At 70.0% G+C, this 17049-nt stretch carries 16 protein-coding genes and 1 riboswitch; of the genes, 13 read left to right on the plus strand and 3 right to left on the minus strand.

What is annotated here, in order from left to right; translation table 11 throughout:
• Nucleotides 1-151 precede the first annotated feature (151 nt).
• The 4 genes from coxB (at nt 152) to ACIRPP_RS27660 (ending at nt 4674) form a co-directional block, all read left to right on the plus strand.
• A complete protein-coding gene (gene coxB / locus ACIRPP_RS27645; protein WP_403648162.1) occupies nt 152-1144 on the plus strand; it encodes a cytochrome c oxidase subunit II in 993 nt (330 codons plus the stop codon).
• On the plus strand, nt 1141-2877 hold the full coding sequence (gene ctaD / locus ACIRPP_RS27650; protein ID WP_192229606.1) for a cytochrome c oxidase subunit I: 1737 nt from the start codon (nt 1141-1143) through the stop codon (nt 2875-2877). Before coxB ends, ctaD begins: the two co-directional genes overlap by 4 nt.
• A complete protein-coding gene (locus ACIRPP_RS27655) occupies nt 2874-3272 on the plus strand; it encodes a cytochrome c oxidase subunit 4 (protein ID WP_403648165.1) in 399 nt (132 codons plus the stop codon). Before ctaD ends, ACIRPP_RS27655 begins: the two co-directional genes overlap by 4 nt.
• Before the next feature lie 139 nt (nt 3273-3411).
• Nucleotides 3412-4674, plus strand: coding sequence for an Ig-like domain-containing protein (locus ACIRPP_RS27660; RefSeq protein WP_403648168.1), 1263 nt, complete (start codon nt 3412-3414; stop codon nt 4672-4674).
• Between the two features lie 35 nt (nt 4675-4709).
• Here ACIRPP_RS27660 and ACIRPP_RS27665 read toward each other — a convergent pair whose 3' ends face one another.
• Complete coding sequence (locus ACIRPP_RS27665) at nt 4710-5111, minus strand: hypothetical protein (RefSeq protein ID WP_403648170.1); 402 nt, start codon at nt 5109-5111, stop codon at nt 4710-4712.
• 200 nt (nt 5112-5311) lie between these two features.
• Here ACIRPP_RS27665 and ACIRPP_RS27670 point away from each other — a divergent pair, with 200 nt between their 5' ends.
• From ACIRPP_RS27670 to ACIRPP_RS27695, 6 genes are all read left to right on the plus strand, one after another.
• A complete protein-coding gene (locus tag ACIRPP_RS27670) occupies nt 5312-5923 on the plus strand; it encodes a heme-copper oxidase subunit III (protein WP_164338242.1) in 612 nt (203 codons plus the stop codon).
• 80 nt (nt 5924-6003) lie between these two features.
• Nucleotides 6004-6816: a c-type cytochrome gene (locus ACIRPP_RS27675; protein WP_164338243.1), complete on the plus strand. Its 813-nt coding sequence runs from the start codon at nt 6004-6006 to the stop codon at nt 6814-6816.
• Nucleotides 6813-7871: a Rieske 2Fe-2S domain-containing protein gene (locus ACIRPP_RS27680; RefSeq protein WP_403648174.1), complete on the plus strand. Its 1059-nt coding sequence runs from the start codon at nt 6813-6815 to the stop codon at nt 7869-7871. The genes ACIRPP_RS27675 and ACIRPP_RS27680 overlap by 4 nt, the downstream gene beginning before the upstream one ends.
• Nucleotides 7868-9505: a cytochrome bc complex cytochrome b subunit gene (locus ACIRPP_RS27685; RefSeq protein ID WP_403648177.1), complete on the plus strand. Its 1638-nt coding sequence runs from the start codon at nt 7868-7870 to the stop codon at nt 9503-9505. The genes ACIRPP_RS27680 and ACIRPP_RS27685 overlap by 4 nt, the downstream gene beginning before the upstream one ends.
• Before the next feature lie 134 nt (nt 9506-9639).
• Nucleotides 9640-10704 carry an anthranilate phosphoribosyltransferase gene (gene trpD, locus ACIRPP_RS27690; protein ID WP_403648180.1) on the plus strand — a complete coding sequence of 355 codons (1065 nt, stop codon included), beginning with the start codon at nt 9640-9642 and terminating at the stop codon, nt 10702-10704.
• Between the two features lie 75 nt (nt 10705-10779).
• Nucleotides 10780-10896, plus strand: a riboswitch (SAM riboswitch).
• 164 nt (nt 10897-11060) lie between these two features.
• On the plus strand, nt 11061-12515 hold the full coding sequence (locus ACIRPP_RS27695) for an aminotransferase class V-fold PLP-dependent enzyme (RefSeq protein ID WP_403648183.1): 1455 nt from the start codon (nt 11061-11063) through the stop codon (nt 12513-12515).
• A 55-nt stretch (nt 12516-12570) separates the two neighbouring features.
• Here the strand turns inward: ACIRPP_RS27695 and ACIRPP_RS27700 are convergent, their stop codons facing one another.
• Complete coding sequence (locus ACIRPP_RS27700) at nt 12571-12852, minus strand: Lrp/AsnC family transcriptional regulator (protein ID WP_030820493.1); 282 nt, start codon at nt 12850-12852, stop codon at nt 12571-12573.
• A complete protein-coding gene (locus ACIRPP_RS27705; RefSeq protein WP_403648186.1) occupies nt 12849-13583 on the minus strand; it encodes a rhomboid family intramembrane serine protease in 735 nt (244 codons plus the stop codon). The genes ACIRPP_RS27700 and ACIRPP_RS27705 overlap by 4 nt, the downstream gene beginning before the upstream one ends.
• 158 nt (nt 13584-13741) lie before the next feature.
• On the opposite strand from ACIRPP_RS27705, the gene ACIRPP_RS27710 reads away from it, so the two are divergent.
• The 3 genes from ACIRPP_RS27710 (at nt 13742) to ACIRPP_RS27720 (ending at nt 16757) form a co-directional block, all read left to right on the plus strand.
• Entirely contained in the window at nt 13742-13981 is a 240-nt protein-coding gene (locus ACIRPP_RS27710; RefSeq protein ID WP_164333726.1) for a hypothetical protein, read from the plus strand.
• A gap of 67 nt (nt 13982-14048) precedes the next feature.
• Nucleotides 14049-15398 (plus strand): NYN domain-containing protein, encoded by a 1350-nt coding sequence (locus tag ACIRPP_RS27715; protein ID WP_403648190.1) that lies wholly within the window; start codon nt 14049-14051, stop codon nt 15396-15398.
• 318 nt (nt 15399-15716) lie between these two features.
• Nucleotides 15717-16757 (plus strand): NlpC/P60 family protein, encoded by a 1041-nt coding sequence (locus ACIRPP_RS27720; RefSeq protein ID WP_403648194.1) that lies wholly within the window; start codon nt 15717-15719, stop codon nt 16755-16757.
• Nucleotides 16758-17049: the final 292 nt, after the last annotated feature.

Genomic DNA, 17049 nt, shown 5'->3' on the forward strand with positions numbered 1-17049 from the left:
GCCACCCTCCCCGCGACCCCCCGAAGAGCGTCGGCTAGGGTTTGGTCCGCATAAACATCCAAACCCCTGCCCGACGCAGGGCGGCGACCGACCAGCGAGAAGGCCAGGCCGCAGCCGTACAGCGCGGGCGAGACTCTCGGGAAGGCGCTACGTGAGTCCCAACGGCTCCGACCTCCCCCACCGCCTGAAGGGCGTGGGCGGTACCCCCAAGCCGCGGCGCCCGATGCGGCGGAAGCTGCTGCAGGCATCGACCGCGGGCCTGGTCCTGGCGACCGCCACCGGTTGCACCTGGGAGGACTTCCCCCGCCTTGGTATGCCCACCCCGACCACGGAAGAGGCTCCGCTGATCCTCTCCCTGTGGCAGGGCTCGTGGGCGGCCGCGCTCGCCGTGGGCGTTCTGGTGTGGGGTCTGATCCTGTGGAGTGCTTTCTTCCACAGGCGCAGCCGCACCAAGGTGGAGGTCCCTCCGCAGACCCGGTACAACATGCCCCTCGAGGCGTTGTACACGGTGGTCCCCCTCCTCATCGTCTCGGTGCTGTTCTACTTCACGGCCCGTGACGAATCCGAGCTGATGAAGCTCGAAAGCAAGCCCGACGTCACGGTCAACGTGGTCGGCTTCCAGTGGAGCTGGTGCTTCAACTACGTCGAGAACGTGGACGGTTCCACCGGCGACGCCAAGACCGCCAAGGAACTGGACCCGATTCCGGACCGGTACCGGGACGCCTTCCCGGCCGACGCCGGCGGTGTCCACGACTGCGGTACCCCCTCGACGAGGAACCCGCAGACCAACAACCCGGGCCCCACCATGTGGCTGCCCGAGGGCAAGCGGGTGCGCTTCATCCTGACCTCGCGGGACGTCATCCACTCCTTCTGGGTGGTGCCGTTCCTGATGAAGCAGGACGTCATCCCGGGCCACACCAACGCCTTCGAGGTGACCCCCAGCCGTGAGGGCACCTTCCTCGGCAAGTGCGCCGAGCTGTGCGGTGTGGACCACGCCCGGATGCTGTTCAACGTGAAGGTCGTCTCGCCCGAGCGCTACGAGCAGCACCTCAACGACCTCGTCAAGAAGGGGCAGACCGGTTATGTGCCCGCGGGCATCGAGCAGTCGGGTCCCGAGAAGAACCGGGAGGTGAGCGTCCTGTGAGCATCATCAACGAACCCCAGGGCGTCACGGCGGCCGAGGGCTCCTACGAGAGCGAGTTGCCGGTCCGCAGCAAGCGGCCGGGCAGCATCGTGGTGAAGTGGCTGACGACCACCGACCACAAGACCATCGGCACGATGTACCTGACGACGTCGTTCATCTTCTTCGTCATCGGCGGCATCATGGCGCTGGTCATGCGCGCCGAGCTGGCCCGGCCGGGCCTGCAGATCCTGTCGAACGAGCAGTTCAACCAGGCGTTCACCATGCATGGCACGCTCATGCTGCTGATGTTCGCCACCCCGCTGTTCGTCGGCTTCGCGAACTGGATCATGCCGCTGCAGATCGGCGCGCCCGACGTGGCGTTCCCGCGGCTGAACATGTTCGCCTACTGGCTCTACCTGTTCGGCTCGCTGATCGCCCTGGCCGGCTTCCTCACGCCGGACGGCGCGGCCAGCTTCGGCTGGACCGGTTACGCCCCGCTCTCGGACGCGATCCGCTCCCCGGGTCTGGGCTCCGACCTGTGGATCATGGGCCTGGCCTTCCAGGGCTTCGGCACCATCCTCGGCTCGGTCAACTTCATCACCACGATCATCTGCATGCGCGCACCGGGACTCACCATGTTCCGGCTGCCGATCTTCACCTGGAACGTGCTGCTGACCGGTGTCCTGGTCCTGCTCGCCTTCCCGGTGCTGGCGGCGGCACTGCTCGCGCTGGAGGTGGACCGGAAGTTCGGGGCGCACATCTTCGACCCGACCAACGGCGGGGCGCTGCTGTGGCAGCACCTGTTCTGGTTCTTCGGTCACCCCGAGGTCTACATCATCGCGCTGCCGTTCTTCGGCATCGTCAGTGAGATCGTCCCGGTCTTCTCCCGCAAGCCGATCTTCGGCTACATGGGTCTGGTCGGCGCGACGATCGCGATCGCGGGTCTGTCGGTGACGGTGTGGGCGCACCACATGTACGCCACGGGCGGTGTGCTGCTCCCGTTCTTCTCCTTCATGACCTTCCTCATCGCGGTCCCGACCGGTGTGAAGTTCTTCAACTGGGTCGGCACCATGTGGCGGGGCTCGCTGAGCTTCGAGACGCCGATGCTGTGGTCGGTGGGCTTCCTGGTCACCTTCCTCTTCGGTGGTCTGACCGGTGTGATCCTGGCGTCGCCGCCGCTGGACTTCCACGTGACCGACTCCTACTTCGTGGTGGCGCACTTCCACTACGTCGTGTTCGGCACCGTGGTGTTCGCGATGTTCGCGGGCTTCCACTTCTGGTGGCCGAAGTTCACCGGCAAGATGCTCGACGAGCGGCTCGGCAAGATCACGTTCTGGACGCTGTTCATCGGCTTCCACGGCACGTTCCTCGTCCAGCACTGGCTGGGTGCCGAGGGCATGCCGCGCCGCTACTCGGACTACCTGGCGGCCGACGGCTTCACCGCCCTGAACACGGTCTCCACGATCGCCTCGTTCCTGCTGGGCATGTCGCTGCTGCCGTTCTTCTACAACGTCTGGAAGACGGCGAAGTACGGCAAGCCGGTCGGTGTCGACGACCCGTGGGGTTACGGCCGCTCCCTGGAGTGGGCCACCTCCTGCCCGCCGCCGCGGCACAACTTCCTCACGCTGCCGCGCATCCGCAGTGAATCCCCGGCCTTCGACCTGCACCACCCGGAGATCGCCGCCCTCGACGAGCTCGAGAACGTCGGTCAGGGAGAGAAGGCCCTCTCCGGCGGCAAGGAGGCCGGCAAGTGAAGATCCAGGGCAAGATGTTCATGTGGCTGAGCGTCTTCCTGCTCATCGTGGCGATCGTCTACGGTGTGTGGTCCAAGGAAGCGGTCGGCACGACAGCCCTCTTCCTGGCCTTCGGCCTGGCCGTGATGATCGGCTTCTACCTGGGCTTCACGGCCAAGCGGGTCGACGCCGGTCCGCAGGACAACAAGGAAGCGGACGTCGCGGACGACGCCGGCGAGGTCGGGTTCTTCAGCCCGCACAGCTGGCAGCCGCTGTTCCTGGCGCTCGGCGGTGCCTTCGCCTTCACGGCGATCGCCGTGGGCTGGTGGCTGATGTACTTCTCCATCCCGCTCATCGTGGCCGGCATCTGGGGCTGGACCTTCGAGTACTACCGCGGTGAGAACCGCACCCAGTAGTCCCGTACCACGCGCGAGGCACTCAGGGGCCCGGACACTCCGTCAGGAGCGTCCGGGCCCCCTGCGTCTGCCGCAATACACGTCACTCGTTCGAGGCGCCCAGCGCGCCGTGGTTGACGCGGCTTCCTAGCGTGAGGTCATGAGACACGACCCGCGCATCCGCACCGTCGTCGGCTGCACGCTGCTGGTGATCGCCCTCGGTGCGGGCGTCACCGGCTGCTCCTCCGACGGCAACCCGCTGTCCGCCGAGCCCTACGACGCGGCGGACCAGATCTCCTTCAACGGCCCCAAGGGCGACAACCGGACGGCCGACCCCGACAAGCCGCTCGAGATCGTCGCCGAGGACTCCGGCGGCCGCATCACGGACGTCACCGCCGTCGACTCCTCGGGCCGCTACCTGGCCGGCGAACTCGCCGCCGACGGCAGCCGCTGGCACAGCACCTCCCCGCTCGCCGCCGACGCCGCCTACACGGTGCGGGTGAGCACGGAGGACGAGGACGGCGCCCCCGGCCGCAAGGTCCTCACCTTCACCACCGGCAAGCCCACCACGACCAAGCACCTGGGCGTCACCTTCGGCCCTGAGGCCGGCACCTACGGCGTCGGCCAGCCCGTCACCGCAGAGCTCAACACGCCGGTGAAGGACCCCGCGCAGCGGGCCGTCGTGGAACGCGCCCTCAAGGTCGAGTCCACGCCCGCGGTGAGCGGCGCCTGGCACTGGGTGGACGACAAGAAGCTCCACTACCGCCCCCAGGACTACTGGCCCGCCAACGCCACCGTGCGGGTCCGCAGCAATCTGGAGGGCATCAAGGTCAACGACCGCCTGCGCGGCGGCAAGGCCGAGCCGCTGACGTTCAGCACCGGCGACCGGGTCATAGCCGTGACCGACGCGGCCTCGCACCGGCTGACGCTGTACAAGAACGGCGAAGAGGTCAAGTCGATCCCCGTCACCACCGGCAAGCCGGGCTTCGAGACCCGCAACGGCGTCAAGGTGGTGCTCGCCAAGGAACCCTACGTACGCATGCGCAGCAGCACCGTCGGCATCGCCGAGGGCTCCTCCGAGTCCTACGACCTCGACGTGCGCTTCGCCACCCGCGTCACCTGGAGCGGCGAATACGTGCACGCCGCCCCCTGGTCCGTCGGCTCCCAGGGCTACGCCAACGTCAGCCACGGCTGCGTCGGGATGAGCACCGACAACGCCCAGTGGTTCTTCGACACCGTCCGGGAGGGCGACCTCGTCGAGGTCGTGAACTCGGGCGGCGACACCATGGAGCCCTTCGGCAACGGCTTCGGCGACTGGAACCTCACCTGGGCCCAGTGGCGCGAGGGCAGCGCCCTGGTGACCGGCAACCCGCAGTCCGCCGGCCCGCAGGAACAGGCCCGGCTGCGCCCGCAGTCGGTGTGAGGCCCCGGAGGCCCTCACCGCCCCCGGACGCTCCCCTAGGCGCTCTGCAGCCGCTTCTGCCGCAGCAGGGACGCCAGGGCCGAGGCGAACTCCACCGGCTCCACCGGGAGCGTCACAGCGGCCTCCGCACGGCTCCAGGTGGCCAGCCAGGCGTCCTGGGGCCGTCCGATGAGCAGCAGCACCGGCGGGCTGTTGAAGATCTCGTCCTTGATCTGCTTGGACAGCCCCATGCCGCCGATGGGCACCGCCTCGCCGTCCAGCACGCAGACGTCGATGCCGCCCCGCTCCAGCTCCTTGAGCACGGCGGCCTGGGTCGCGCACTCCACGAACTCCACGACGGGCACGTCCGGGGCGGGCCGCCGGCCGGTGGCGAGCCGCACCTGCTCCCGCGTGTTGGCGTTGTCGCTGTAGACCAGCACCGTGGCGGTCGCCTGCATGGTTCCTCCACACTCCGAGAGAGGGCAGCCTCGTCGGGGACATCGGGTCCCGATGGCGCGGATGCTACCCCTTCGGGCCGCTCGTCAACACCGGTTCGGACACGGCTTCGATGGGCCATCCGGGCAGTACAGGAGGGGCGGACACTCCGAACGGCACCCCCCGGGGTGAGGGCGGGATAAGCGACCGACATAATGTCGGCGTGGCGACAGCAACGACAGTAGATACCGGGCACGCGCACCCGTCGGTCAACCGACCGAACCTCACCAGCGTCGGAACCATCATCTGGCTGAGTTCCGAGCTGATGTTCTTCGCGGCCCTCTTCGCGATGTACTTCACCCTGCGATCGGTGACCGGACCAGACTTCTGGACGGAGAAGGCCGACACGCTGAACTTCCCGTTCGCGGCGACGAACACCACGATCCTGGTGCTCTCCTCGCTCACCTGTCAGCTCGGCGTCTTCGCCGCCGAGCGCGGTGACGTGAAGAAGCTCCGGATGTGGTTCATCGTCACCTTCATCATGGGATCGGTCTTCATCGGCGGTCAGATCGTCGAGTACACCGAGCTGGTCAAGCACGAGGGTCTGTCCCTCAGCTCCGACCCGTACGGCTCGGTGTTCTACCTGACCACCGGCTTCCACGGCCTGCACGTGACGGGCGGACTCTTCGCCTTCCTGCTGGTCCTGGGCCGGACCTATGCCGCTCGGAGGTTCACCCACGATCAGGCCACAGCCGCCATCGTCGTGTCCTACTACTGGCACTTCGTCGATGTCGTCTGGATCGGTCTGTTCGCGACGATCTACATGATCAAGTAGCCGGGCTCATCACCGCGCGCGCTCCTGACGCGCACCAACCAGAAGCATCGACGCAGAAGATCCTGACACCGGGGTAATCCGTGAAAAAGCTCTCCGCACGACGACGCCACCCGTTGGCGGCGCTCGTGGTTCTCCTCCTCGCGCTGGCATGCACCGGGGGGCTGTACGCCGTGTTCGCGCCCGCGGACAAGGCGCAGGCCGAAGAAACCGCCCAGTCCCTCACCATCGAGGAGGGAAAGAAGCTCTACGCGGTCGGCTGCGCCAGCTGCCACGGCACCGGCGGTCAGGGGACCTCCGACGGGCCGAGCCTGGTGGGCGTGGGCGCCGCGGCCGTGGACTTCCAGGTGGCCACCGGCCGCATGCCGGCCGCCACCTCGCAGAGCGCTCAGGCGCCGCGCAAGCCGGCGGTGTACAGCCAGGCCGAGATCGACCAGCTGGCCGCCTACGTCGCCTCGCTGGGTGCCGGTCCCGCCGTCCCGACGGAGGAGGAGTACGGCCCCCAGGGCGCCGACATCGCCAAGGGCGGTGAACTGTTCCGCACCAACTGCGCGCAGTGCCACAACTTCACCGGTAAGGGTGGCGCCCTGACGCACGGCAAGTACGCTCCGGACCTCGAGGACGTCGACCCGAAGCACGTGTACCAGGCCATGCTCACCGGCCCGCAGAACATGCCGTCGTTCCCCGACAGCGTGCTGACGGTGCAGAACAAGAAGGACATCATCGCGTACCTCCAGGAGGTCAACAGCGACGACTCCGAGAGCCCGGGCGGCCTGGCGCTCGGCTCGCTGGGCCCGGTCGCCGAGGGCCTCTTCGGCTGGGTCTTCGGCCTCGGCGGACTGATCGCCGTCGCTGTGTGGGTCGCCGCTCGGACCGCAAAGGCCAAGAAGTCATGAGTAGCCAAGACATTCCCGAAGAGAACCTGCCCACCGCGCAGGACACCGCTCACGGCGCGGTCGGCGTCGCGGACCAGAAGGACCCGTTCGCCGACCCGGGGCTGCCGCCCCACGAGCACCGGATCCAGGACATCGACGAGCGGGCCGCCAAGCGGTCCGAGCGCACGGTGGCCCTGCTGTTCACGGTGTCGATGCTGGCGACCATCGGCTTCATCGCCGCGTTCGTGGCGATCCCGGTCGACAAGATCGTCTACGTCTGGACGCTGGGCCACATCAGCGCCCTGAACCTCGCGCTCGGTGTGACGCTCGGCATCGCGCTGTTCGCCATCGGCGCGGGCGCCGTCCACTGGGCCCGCACCCTGATGTCGGACGTGGAGCTCACCGACGAACGGCACCCGATCCAGGCCGCGCCGGACGTCAAGGCCAAGGTCATGGACGACTTCCGGCAGGGCGCCAAGGAGTCGGACCTCGGCCGTCGCAAGCTCATCCGCAACACCATGTTCGGCGCGCTGGCCCTCTTCCCGCTGTCCGGCGTCGTGCTGCTGCGCGACCTCGGCCCGCTGCCCGAGGACAAGCTGCGTCACACCGCCTGGTCGAAGGGCAAGCTGCTCATCAACCAGAACACCAACGAGCCGCTGCGCCCGTCCGACATCATCGTCGGCTCGCTCGTCTTCGCCCAGCCCGAGGGCCTGGACCCGCACGAGCACGGGTTCCAGAACGAGATCGCCAAGGCCGCGCTGATGCTCGTCCGGATCCAGCCGGAGAACATCAAGGACAAGCGCGCTCTCGAGTGGTCGCACGAGGGGATCCTCGCGTACTCGAAGATCTGCACCCACGTCGGTTGCCCGATCTCGCTGTACGAGCAGCAGACGCACCACGCGCTGTGCCCCTGCCACCAGTCCACCTTCGATCTCTCCGACGGCGCCAAGGTGATCTTCGGTCCCGCCGGTCACGCGCTGCCGCAGCTGCGCATCGGCGTGAACGACGAGGGTTACCTCGAAGCGCACAGCGACTTCGACGAGCCCGTCGGCCCTTCATTCTGGGAGCGCGGATGAGCACCACGACGACCACCGACTCCCGCTCTCGCGGGAAGGCGCCGGCCGGCGAGCGCGTCGCCGACTGGGCCGACGGCCGGCTGGGGATCTACTCCCTGGCCAAGGCCAACATGCGGAAGATCTTCCCGGACCACTGGTCCTTCATGCTCGGTGAGATCTGCCTCTACAGCTTCATCATCATCATCCTCACGGGTGTGTACCTGACGCTGTTCTTCCACCCGTCGATGGCCGAGGTGGAGTACCACGGCAGCTACGTCCCGATGCAGGGCCAGCTGATGTCGCAGGCCTACGCCTCGACCCTCGACATCAGCTTCGACGTGCGCGGTGGCCTGCTCATCCGGCAGATCCACCACTGGGCCGCGGTCATCTTCCTGGCCGGCATGTTCGTGCACATGATGCGCGTCTTCTTCACCGGCGCGTTCCGCAAGCCGCGTGAGATCAACTGGCTGTTCGGCTTCCTGCTGTTCGTGCTGGGCATGTTCACCGGCTTCACCGGCTACTCGCTCCCGGACGACCTGCTGTCCGGTACGGGTGTCCGCTTCACGCAGGGCGCGATCCTGTCCGTGCCGATCGTCGGCACGTACATCTCGATGTTCCTGTTCGGCGGGGAGTTCCCGGGGACGGACTTCGTCGCCCGGTTCTACTCGATCCACATCCTGCTGCTGCCGGGCATCATGCTGGGTCTGGTGGTCGCCCACCTGATCCTGGTCTTCTACCACAAGCACACGCAGTTCGCGGGTCCCGGCCGGACCAACAAGAACGTCGTCGGCATGCCGCTGATGCCGGTGTACATGGCCAAGGCCGGAGGCTTCTTCTTCCTGGTCTTCGGCTTCATCTCGCTGGTGGCCGGCCTGGTCACGATCAACCCGATCTGGAACCTGGGACCGTACCGGCCGGACCTCGTCTCGACGGGCGCCCAGCCGGACTGGTACATGGGCTTCGCCGAGGGTCTGGTCCGCGCCATGCCGGGCTGGGAGATCAACTTCTGGGGCCACACGCTGGTCCTGGGCGTGTTCATCCCGCTGGTCCTGTTCGGTCTCTTCCTCGGGGTCCTGGCGCTCTACCCGTTCATCGAGTCCTGGATCACCGGCGACAAGCGCGAGCACCACATCCTGGACCGCCCGCGCAACGCCCCGACCCGCACCGCCTTCGGTGTCGCCTGGGTCACCGCGTACCTGATCATGCTGGTGGGTGGTGGTAACGACATCGTCGCCACGCACTTCCACCTGTCGATCAACGCGGTCACCTGGTTCGTGCGCATCGGGTTCTTCCTCGGCCCGGTCGTGGCGTTCATCGTCACCAAGCGGATCTGCCTCGGCCTCCAGCGCCGCGACAAGGACAAGGTGTTGCACGGCCGCGAGTCGGGCATCATCAAGCGTCTGCCGCACGGTGAGTTCATCGAGGTGCACGAGCCGCTCAGCCAGGAGCAGCTCTACACGCTCACCGCGCACGAGCAGTACAAGCCGGCGGAGATCGGCCCGACGGTCGACGAGAACGGCGTCGAGCGCAAGGTCAAGGCCACCGAGAAGCTGCGCGCCAAGCTCAGCAAGGCCTACTACGGCGAGGAGTCCCAGATTCCGAAGCCGACCGCCGACGAGTACAAGGAGATCACCAGCGGCCACGGCCACCACTGATCCCCTCTCCGGCTGACCGACAGTCGCCACACCACGGTCGAAGGCCCCCGTCCGGTACTCGGACGGGGGCCTTCGCCGTGCCCGCCGCTGGATAGGGTGGGAGCGGACATGCAGGACGACAACAGGAGCGGCTGATGAGCGCTGTGACCCCCGCTGGAGGCGACACCGCGGCGGGCCGCTCCTGGCCCGCCCTGCTGAACGGCCTGCTGGAGGGCCGTGACCTGTCGGCCGACGACACCGCCTGGGCGATGGACCTGATCATGCGCGGTGAGGCCACCGACGCACAGATCGCCGGATTCGCGGTGTCCCTGCGGGCCAAGGGCGAGACGGTCGAGGAGATCACCGGCTGCGTCCGGGCGCTCTACGACCACGCCAACGTGATCGACGTGCCGGGCGCCACGGTCGACATCGTCGGCACCGGCGGCGACGGCGCCAAGACGGTGAACATCTCCACCATGTCCTCGATCGTGGTGGCCGGCACCGGGGCGAAGGTCGTCAAGCACGGCAACCGGGCCGCCTCCTCCGCGTCCGGCGCCTCCGACGTGCTGGAGAAGCTGGGCGTCAACCTGGAGCTGACCCCGCGGCGGGTCGCCCAGGTCGCCGAGGAGGCCGGGATCACCTTCTGCTTCGCGGTGAAGTTCCACCCCGCGCTGCGCCACGTGGCGGCCGCCCGCGGCCAGCTGGGCATCCGCACCGTGTTCAATTTCCTCGGCCCGCTGGCCAACCCCGCCCGGGTGAAGGCCCAGGCGGTCGGGGTCGCCGACCGGCGGATGGCGCCCATCATGGCCGGGGTGTTCGCCGGGCGCGGCCACTCGTCGCTGGTGTTCCGCGGCGACGACGGCCTGGACGAGCTGACCACCACCGGCACCTCCCACGTCTGGGTGGTCCGGGGCGGCAAGGTCACCGAGGAGGTCTTCGACCCGCGCGACGTCGGCCTGGACCTCGTCGACGTGTCGGCGCTGCGCGGCGCCGACGCCTCCTACAACGCGGAGGTCGCCCGGCGGCTGCTGGACGGCGAACGCGGCCCGGTGCGCGACGCCGTGCTGCTGAACTCGGCGGCGGCGCTGGTGGCGCTGGAGCCCGCACCGGGCTCCCTCACGGAGCAGATCCGCGCCGGGATGGAGCAGGCGGCCGAGTCGATCGACTCGGGGGCCGCCCGGCGCGTGCTGGACCGCTGGGTGGCCGTCAGCAACGCCTGAGCGGACCGCCCCTGGGGTCCCGCGATCCGGACACGGGTTGCGGGACCCCGATTTCTTCCCGTACGTTCCTGTCCAGGTCATGAGTGACAGCCATCAGGCCCCGGCCGGCTGTCCGGCAACCCTCCGTCCGTGGCGGGGTGCCCCGGGTGAGGACCAGGCCGTGGACAGCAAGGTCCACGGCAAGCGCGGACCCCTCGCGAACCAGGGGTCCTGGTCGTCGAGGAGCCGGACATGAGCAAGCGAATGTGCTAGGGCCGCAGAGCCCCGCCTCCGCAGCCCTTCTTTCCCTCTCACCACCGGGCTCGAGCCGTCGTCGCTCGCCCGGGGGATCCGCCTGCCGCGTACGGGAGTTCGCCATGTCCGTTGCCACCGCCGCCCCTTCCACGACCGCCGCCCCTTCCACGGCTGCCGCCCCTTCCGCTACCGCCGCCCCCTCCGCGACCGTCACCGCCGACACCGCCGCCGACCTGGCCGGCTGTGCCCCGCTGCCCGTCCTCGGACGGGACGTCACCGTTCCGCTCGTCACCGGCGGGGAGGTGACCTACGCGGCGCTCGACCAGGCCGCCAGCGCGCCCGCCCTCCAGCGGGTCTGGGACGACGTGGCCGCCTACGCGCCGTACTACGGCAGCGTCCACCGGGGCGCCGGGTACCTGTCCCAGCTCTCCACCGACCTGTTCGAGAGCGCCCGCCGGACCGTCGCCGACTTTCTCGACTGCCGGACCGGCGACCAGGTGGTGTTCACCCGGTCGACCACCGACTCCCTCAACCTGCTCGCGTCCGCCCTGCCCGAGGGCTGCCGCGTCTTCGTCTTCGAGACCGAGCACCACGCGGCCCTGCTGCCCTGGCCCCGCCGTGACGTGACCGTCCTCGACGCGCCGGACAGCCCGCGGCAGGCCGTCGAGACCCTGGAGCGCGCCCTCGCCGACCGCGACCCCCACGGGCCCGCCCTCGTCTGCGTCACCGGCGCCTCCAACGTCACCGGCGAGCTGTGGCCGGTGCGCGAACTGGCCGCCGTCGCCCACGCGCACGGCGCCCGGATCGTGCTGGACGCCGCCCAGCTCGCCCCGCACCACCCGGTGAGCGTGCGGGACCTGGACGTCGACTGGGTGGCCTTCTCCGGCCACAAGCTGTACGCCCCCTTCGGCTCCGGGGTGCTGGCCGGCCGGGCCGACTGGCTGCGCACGGCCGAGCCCTACCTCGCGGGCGGCGGCGCCAGCCGCAGGGTCGGCCGCCGCGCGGACGGGGGAGTGGACGTGGAGTGGCACACCGACGCCGCCCGCCACGAGGCGGGTTCGCCGAACGTCATCGGCGTCCACGCCCTCGCCTCGGCGTGCCGGACGCTCACCGAGGCCGGGTTCGACACCCTCGTCGCCCGTGAGCAGCGGCTGATCCGCCGGGTGCGCGAGGAGCTCGCGGACGTGCCCGAGGTGCGGTGGCTGTCGCTGTTCGGGGACGACGCCCCGCGGGTCGGCGTGCTCTCCTTCGTCGTCGAGGGCTGGAACAGCTCCCACTTCGCCGCCGCGCTGTCCGCCGAGTACGGCATCGGCGTACGGGACGGCCTGTTCTGCGCCCACCCGCTGGTCCGCAGGCTGCTGGGCGGCGCGGCGGGGCACCGGGGCGAGTGCGGCGCCCCGGACGCCGCGCCCGGGGAGCGGTCCCTGAACGCGGTCCGGGTCAGCCTCGGGGCGGGCACCCCGGACGAGCACGTGGAGCGGTTCGTGCGCGCCGTGCGGGAACTCGTCCGGGACGGGGCCCGCTGGACCTACCGCACGGTGGACGGCCGCTGCGTGCCGGACACCCCCGCCGCCTGACCCGGCCGGCGGGACCGGACGGGGGCCCGCCGGCCGGTCCCGCCCGGCGGGTGCGTCAGCTGTCCAGCCCGATGGCGAACGCGGCTTCGAGGTCGTGCTGGGAGTACGTGCGGAACGCGACGTGCGTGTCCGTGCCCTCCACGCCCGGGATCTTGCTGATCCGGCCGGGGATGACCTCGGCCAGGTCCTCGTGCTCCCGGACCCGGACCATCGCGATCAGGTCGTAGGTGCCGGTGACGGAGAAGACCTCGCTGACGCTGTCCAGCGCGGCGATCCGCTCCGCGATCTCGGGGATCCGGTCCACGCTGGTCTTGATGAGGACGATCGCGGTGATCACGGTTGGTTCTCTCCCTCGGGAGCCGGAGCAGGGGTGGCCCTCACTGTAGTCGTCCGCCCGGAGCAGACCCACGCGCAGGCGAGCCCCAGGCCGAAGCCCACCAGGTGGGCCAGGTAGGCGATCCCCGGCCCGTCGGACGCCCGCCCCGCCCCCAGCCACTGCAGGGCCGCCCAGAAGGGCAGCACCACCCAGGCCGGGAAGCGGACCGGCAGGAAGAACAGGAACGGCAGGAGACTGGTCACCCGGGCCCGGGGGAACAGGAAGAGGAACGCGCCCAGGACGGCCGAGATCGCCCCCGACGCCCCCACCACCGACTGCGGGGAGCCCGTGTCGGCGAGGGCGTGTCCGAGCAGGGCGAGGTACCCGCAGCCGACGTAGAACAGGGTGAACCGGGCGCGGCCCATCCGTGCCTCGGTCATCGTGCCGAAGACGTGGAGGAACAGCATGTTCCCGAGCAGGTGCACCCAGCTGCCGTGCACGAACAGGGCCGTGGCCGGGGTCAGGGCCGCCCGGAGGGACCCTTCGAACAGGTCTGCGGGGATCACCCCCCAGCGCCGGAAGTACGCCCGCTGCACGGCCAGCAGCTCCTCCCCGGTCCCGTGGGCCGGGTTCAGCCCGGAGGCCGGGCCGAACAGGAAGACCAGGCAGCACACGACGACGAGGGTGTGGGTCACCGGTGCCGACGGCAGCCGGACCGCCCGGACGAGAGGGGGTCTCCAGTTGCGGACCATGGTCACAGAGCATGACGCAACGGGACGCAACCACGCAGACCGCCTCGCCGCCGTGGACGGGCGGGCGGCGGGGACCCGCCAGGCCGTAGGGTTACGACCCTGACCCACCGGGGTGCCCGGCGCGCCCCGGAGACCGGAAAGGAAGGCGAACAGCCACGATGACGGTTCCCCTGCCGACCGCCGCCACGCGGTGGCGCTGCACCCTCTGCGGCAACCTCACGCGCTTCGACGTGACCCGCTCCTCGAAGGTCGTCGAGTACGTCCACCTGGACCTGGCCGGCGAGCCGAAGGTCGAGGAGCGCGAGGTGCTCAGTGAGACCATCGAGTCGGTGCGGTGCCGCTGGTGCAACGCCGTGGACCAGGTGGAACTCGTGGACAGGCCGGGTGCCGGCTCCTGACCGGGAGCGGGCTCCGCTGACGGTGACCCCGTACGCGGGGTGGCACACAGGCATTGGGGTGTGACGGATGGTGGAGACCACGGGCGGGGGGCCGCAGGACGGCGCCGCTGAGGTGCTCGACCGTCCGCTGCCCGACGGGGTGCGCCGCCGGGTCGTCCAGATCGTCTCGGACGGCTTCGGCGGGCTGACCGTCGGCGAGCTGCCCGCCCAGCTGAGGCAGTACGCCCGCTTCGCGCCCAACCGCCGGATCAAGTTCGCCGGGAACGCGATGGCCTCCGCCCTGGAGACCGACCCGCTCTTCCGGCAGCGCATCGGGGAGAAGCTCCGCGAGGCCCAGCCGGAACTGACCGGTGCCCTCGACTCCGGCTCGCCGCCCCCGGCTGCGGACCCCCTGGACGTGGCGGCTGCGGCCTACGTGCTGCGGCCGGCCGGCTGGGTGAAGCTGGTCGCCGCGGCCGGCGAGGAGGCCCAGCGCGCCGACGCCGAGCGCGCCGACGAGGAGAACCGGGCCGAGCTGGAGCGGCTGCGGGCCGAGCTCGCGCGCGCCCGCGAGCACACCCGCACCGAGACCGAGCGGCTGCGCTCGGAACTGGACGCGGCGCGCAAAGAGGCCGAGTCGCTGCACCGCAAGCTGCGGTCCGCGCTCAGCGACGTCAAACGGGGTCAGGCGGCCCTGCGCAAAGTGCAGGCGGAGCTGGAGGCGGTCCGTTCCGACAGCCACGCGCAGGTGTCGGCCGCGGAGAGCGAGACCCGGCGGATCAAAGCGCGCCTCGGCGAGACGGAGGCCGCCCTGGAGGCCGCCCGTCGCGCCGCCCGCGAGGGGCGCAGCGTCGAGGACATGCGGGTCCGGCTGCTGCTGGACACCGTCCTGGAGGCCGCCCAGGGGCTCCGGCGCGAACTGGCCCTGCCCCCGGTGTCCGTGCGGCCCGCCGAGACCGTGGACGCCGTGGAGCCCGGCCGGATGACGCCCAAGGACATCGCCGCCCGCGCGCTGTCCGAGGACGACCCGGCGATCCTCGACCAGTTGCTGGCCCTGCCGCAGGCCCATCTCGTCGTCGACGGCTACAACGTCACCAAGACCGGCTATCCCCAGATGCCCCTGGAGAAGCAGCGGTTGCGGCTGCTGGGCCAACTCGCCCAGGTGGCCGCGCAGACCGGCGCGGAGGTGACCTGTGTCTTCGACGGGGCCGAACTGGCCGCGCCGGTGCTGCTGGCCCCGCCGCGCGGGGTGCGGGTGCTGTTCTCCAAGCCGGGCGTCACCGCCGACGAGCTGATCCGCCAGCTGGTGCGCGCCGAGCCGCCCGGCCGGCCGGTCATCGTCGTCTCCACCGACCGCGAGGTCGCCGACGGGGTGGCCCGCGCGGGTGCCCGGCCGGTTGCCTCCGCGGTGCTTCTGAAGCGGTTCTCCAGGGCGTGAGGCCCGCCGGGCCGTAAAGCGCCCCTACGCCCCATCGGGACCCTAAGCCCCAACCGCAACGTACCCGCCGATTGCCCGAATTGGTGGGATCGTCACGCAACGTAGTGTCAGCTCCATATCACTGCACGTGAGTTCATGGCAAAGAAACGCGCTGTGACGGAGATTTCGGGTCCAGGGATTTGAACTGATCACAAGGCAATCACTAGGGTCGGGCCTCGAACCTCCGCTCGGGTGATCGTTCACATGGGGTGGCGACGGCGGAGGCCCCCGCCCACCGGCGTGTCGGTAGGCGGCTGGAGGAAGAAGGAGCTCGCCTCCGTGGCGTCCCACCGTCGTCCCAAGCAGCCGAACCGCGCACGTGTGACCGTGCTCACCACCGCTGCAGCAGCTGCCGTCGTCCTGAGCTCGCAGGGTGCCAACGCCGCGCCCACCGAGAAGCCGAGCAAGGACGAGGTGAAGGCCAAGGTCGACAAGCTCTACGAGCAGGCGGAGCAGGCCACCGAGAAGTACAACGGCGCCAAGGAGAAGCAGGAGAAGCTCCAGAAGGAGATCTCCACCATCCAGGACAACGTCGCCCGCGGCCAGCAGGAGCTCAACGAGCTGCGCGACGGCCTCGGTTCGATGGCCAGCGCCCAGTACCGCAGCGGCGGCATCGACCCCTCGGTGCAGCTGTTCCTGTCCGCCGACCCGGACGACTACCTCGACAAGGCGTCCACCCTCGACCAGCTGAGCACCCAGCAGGTCGACGGGCTGAAGAAGATCCAGGAGAAGCAGCGCGAGCTCGCCCAGCAGCGCTCCGAGGCCACCGAGAAGCTCAAGGACCTCGCCTCCACCCGCTCCGAACTGGGCAAGAAGAAGAAGGAGGTCCAGGGCAAGCTGGCCTCCGCGCAGAAGCTGCTCAACAGCCTCACCGCCGAGCAGAAGGCCCAGCTCGCCGAGGAGGAGAACCGTGCCACCCGCGCCAGCGCGCGCGACGCCCTCTCCGCCAAGGTCCCGGCCGGCTCCGGCCGTGCCGCCGCCGCCTTCGCCGCCGCGCAGAGCAAGCTGGGCACGCCCTACGTCTACGGCGCCACCGGCCCGTCCTCCTTCGACTGCTCGGGCCTGACCTCCTGGGCCTACGCCCAGGCCGGCGTCGGCATCCCGCGCACCTCCGAGGCGCAGACCGGGGCCGGCACCAGGATCTACTCGGTCGGCGATCTCAAGGTCGGCGACCTGGTCTTCTTCTTCAACGACCTGCACCACGTGGGTCTCTACGCGGGCAACGGCCAGATCATCCACGCCCCCCGCACCGGCACCGTCGTGCGCTACGAGTCGATGAACACCATCGGCGGCCCGTTCATGTTCGGCGTGCGCGTCTGACCCGCGGGACGCCCCCCGCGCCCCTGAAGCCCGGCCGTCCCGCCGGGACACCGCGCCCCTGAAGCCGGCTGTCCCGCCGGGACACTGCGCCCCTGAAGCCCGGCCGTCCCGCCCGGGCACCCGGGCCCCGGCACCGGGACGGGGTGCCCCCGTTCGGGGGAATCACGACATCGCCGTCCGGCCCGTGCCCCGCCTGTGACCTGCGTCGGAGGCGGGGCGTCACCGTGCGTGCCCGCCCCGGTCGTTGGCCCGTCCACTGCCGCGGGGTTACTGTCTGCCGCGTTTCCCGTCC

The organism is Streptomyces sp. NPDC101219, assembly GCF_044767675.1.
In the GTDB taxonomy this organism is placed as follows: Bacteria; Actinomycetota; Actinomycetes; order Streptomycetales; family Streptomycetaceae; genus Streptomyces.

Bases quoted from the DNA above. Each gene is read 5' to 3' on its own strand.
- ACIRPP_RS27680 (WP_403648174.1), top strand. From the start codon at position 6,813: ATGAGTAGCCAAGACATTCCCGAAGAGAACCTGCCCACCGCGCAGGAC.
- trpD (WP_403648180.1), top strand. From the start codon at position 9,640: ATGAGCGCTGTGACCCCCGCTGGAGGCGACACCGCGGCGGGCCGCTCC.
- ACIRPP_RS27715 (WP_403648190.1), top strand. From the start codon at position 14,049: ATGGTGGAGACCACGGGCGGGGGGCCGCAGGACGGCGCCGCTGAGGTG.
- ACIRPP_RS27685 (WP_403648177.1), top strand. From the start codon at position 7,868: ATGAGCACCACGACGACCACCGACTCCCGCTCTCGCGGGAAGGCGCCG.
- ACIRPP_RS27705 (WP_403648186.1), bottom strand. From the start codon at position 13,583: ATGGTCCGCAACTGGAGACCCCCTCTCGTCCGGGCGGTCCGGCTGCCG.
- ACIRPP_RS27695 (WP_403648183.1), top strand. From the start codon at position 11,061: ATGTCCGTTGCCACCGCCGCCCCTTCCACGACCGCCGCCCCTTCCACG.
- ACIRPP_RS27660 (WP_403648168.1), top strand. From the start codon at position 3,412: ATGAGACACGACCCGCGCATCCGCACCGTCGTCGGCTGCACGCTGCTG.
- ACIRPP_RS27710 (WP_164333726.1), top strand. From the start codon at position 13,742: ATGACGGTTCCCCTGCCGACCGCCGCCACGCGGTGGCGCTGCACCCTC.
- ACIRPP_RS27665 (WP_403648170.1), bottom strand. From the start codon at position 5,111: ATGCAGGCGACCGCCACGGTGCTGGTCTACAGCGACAACGCCAACACG.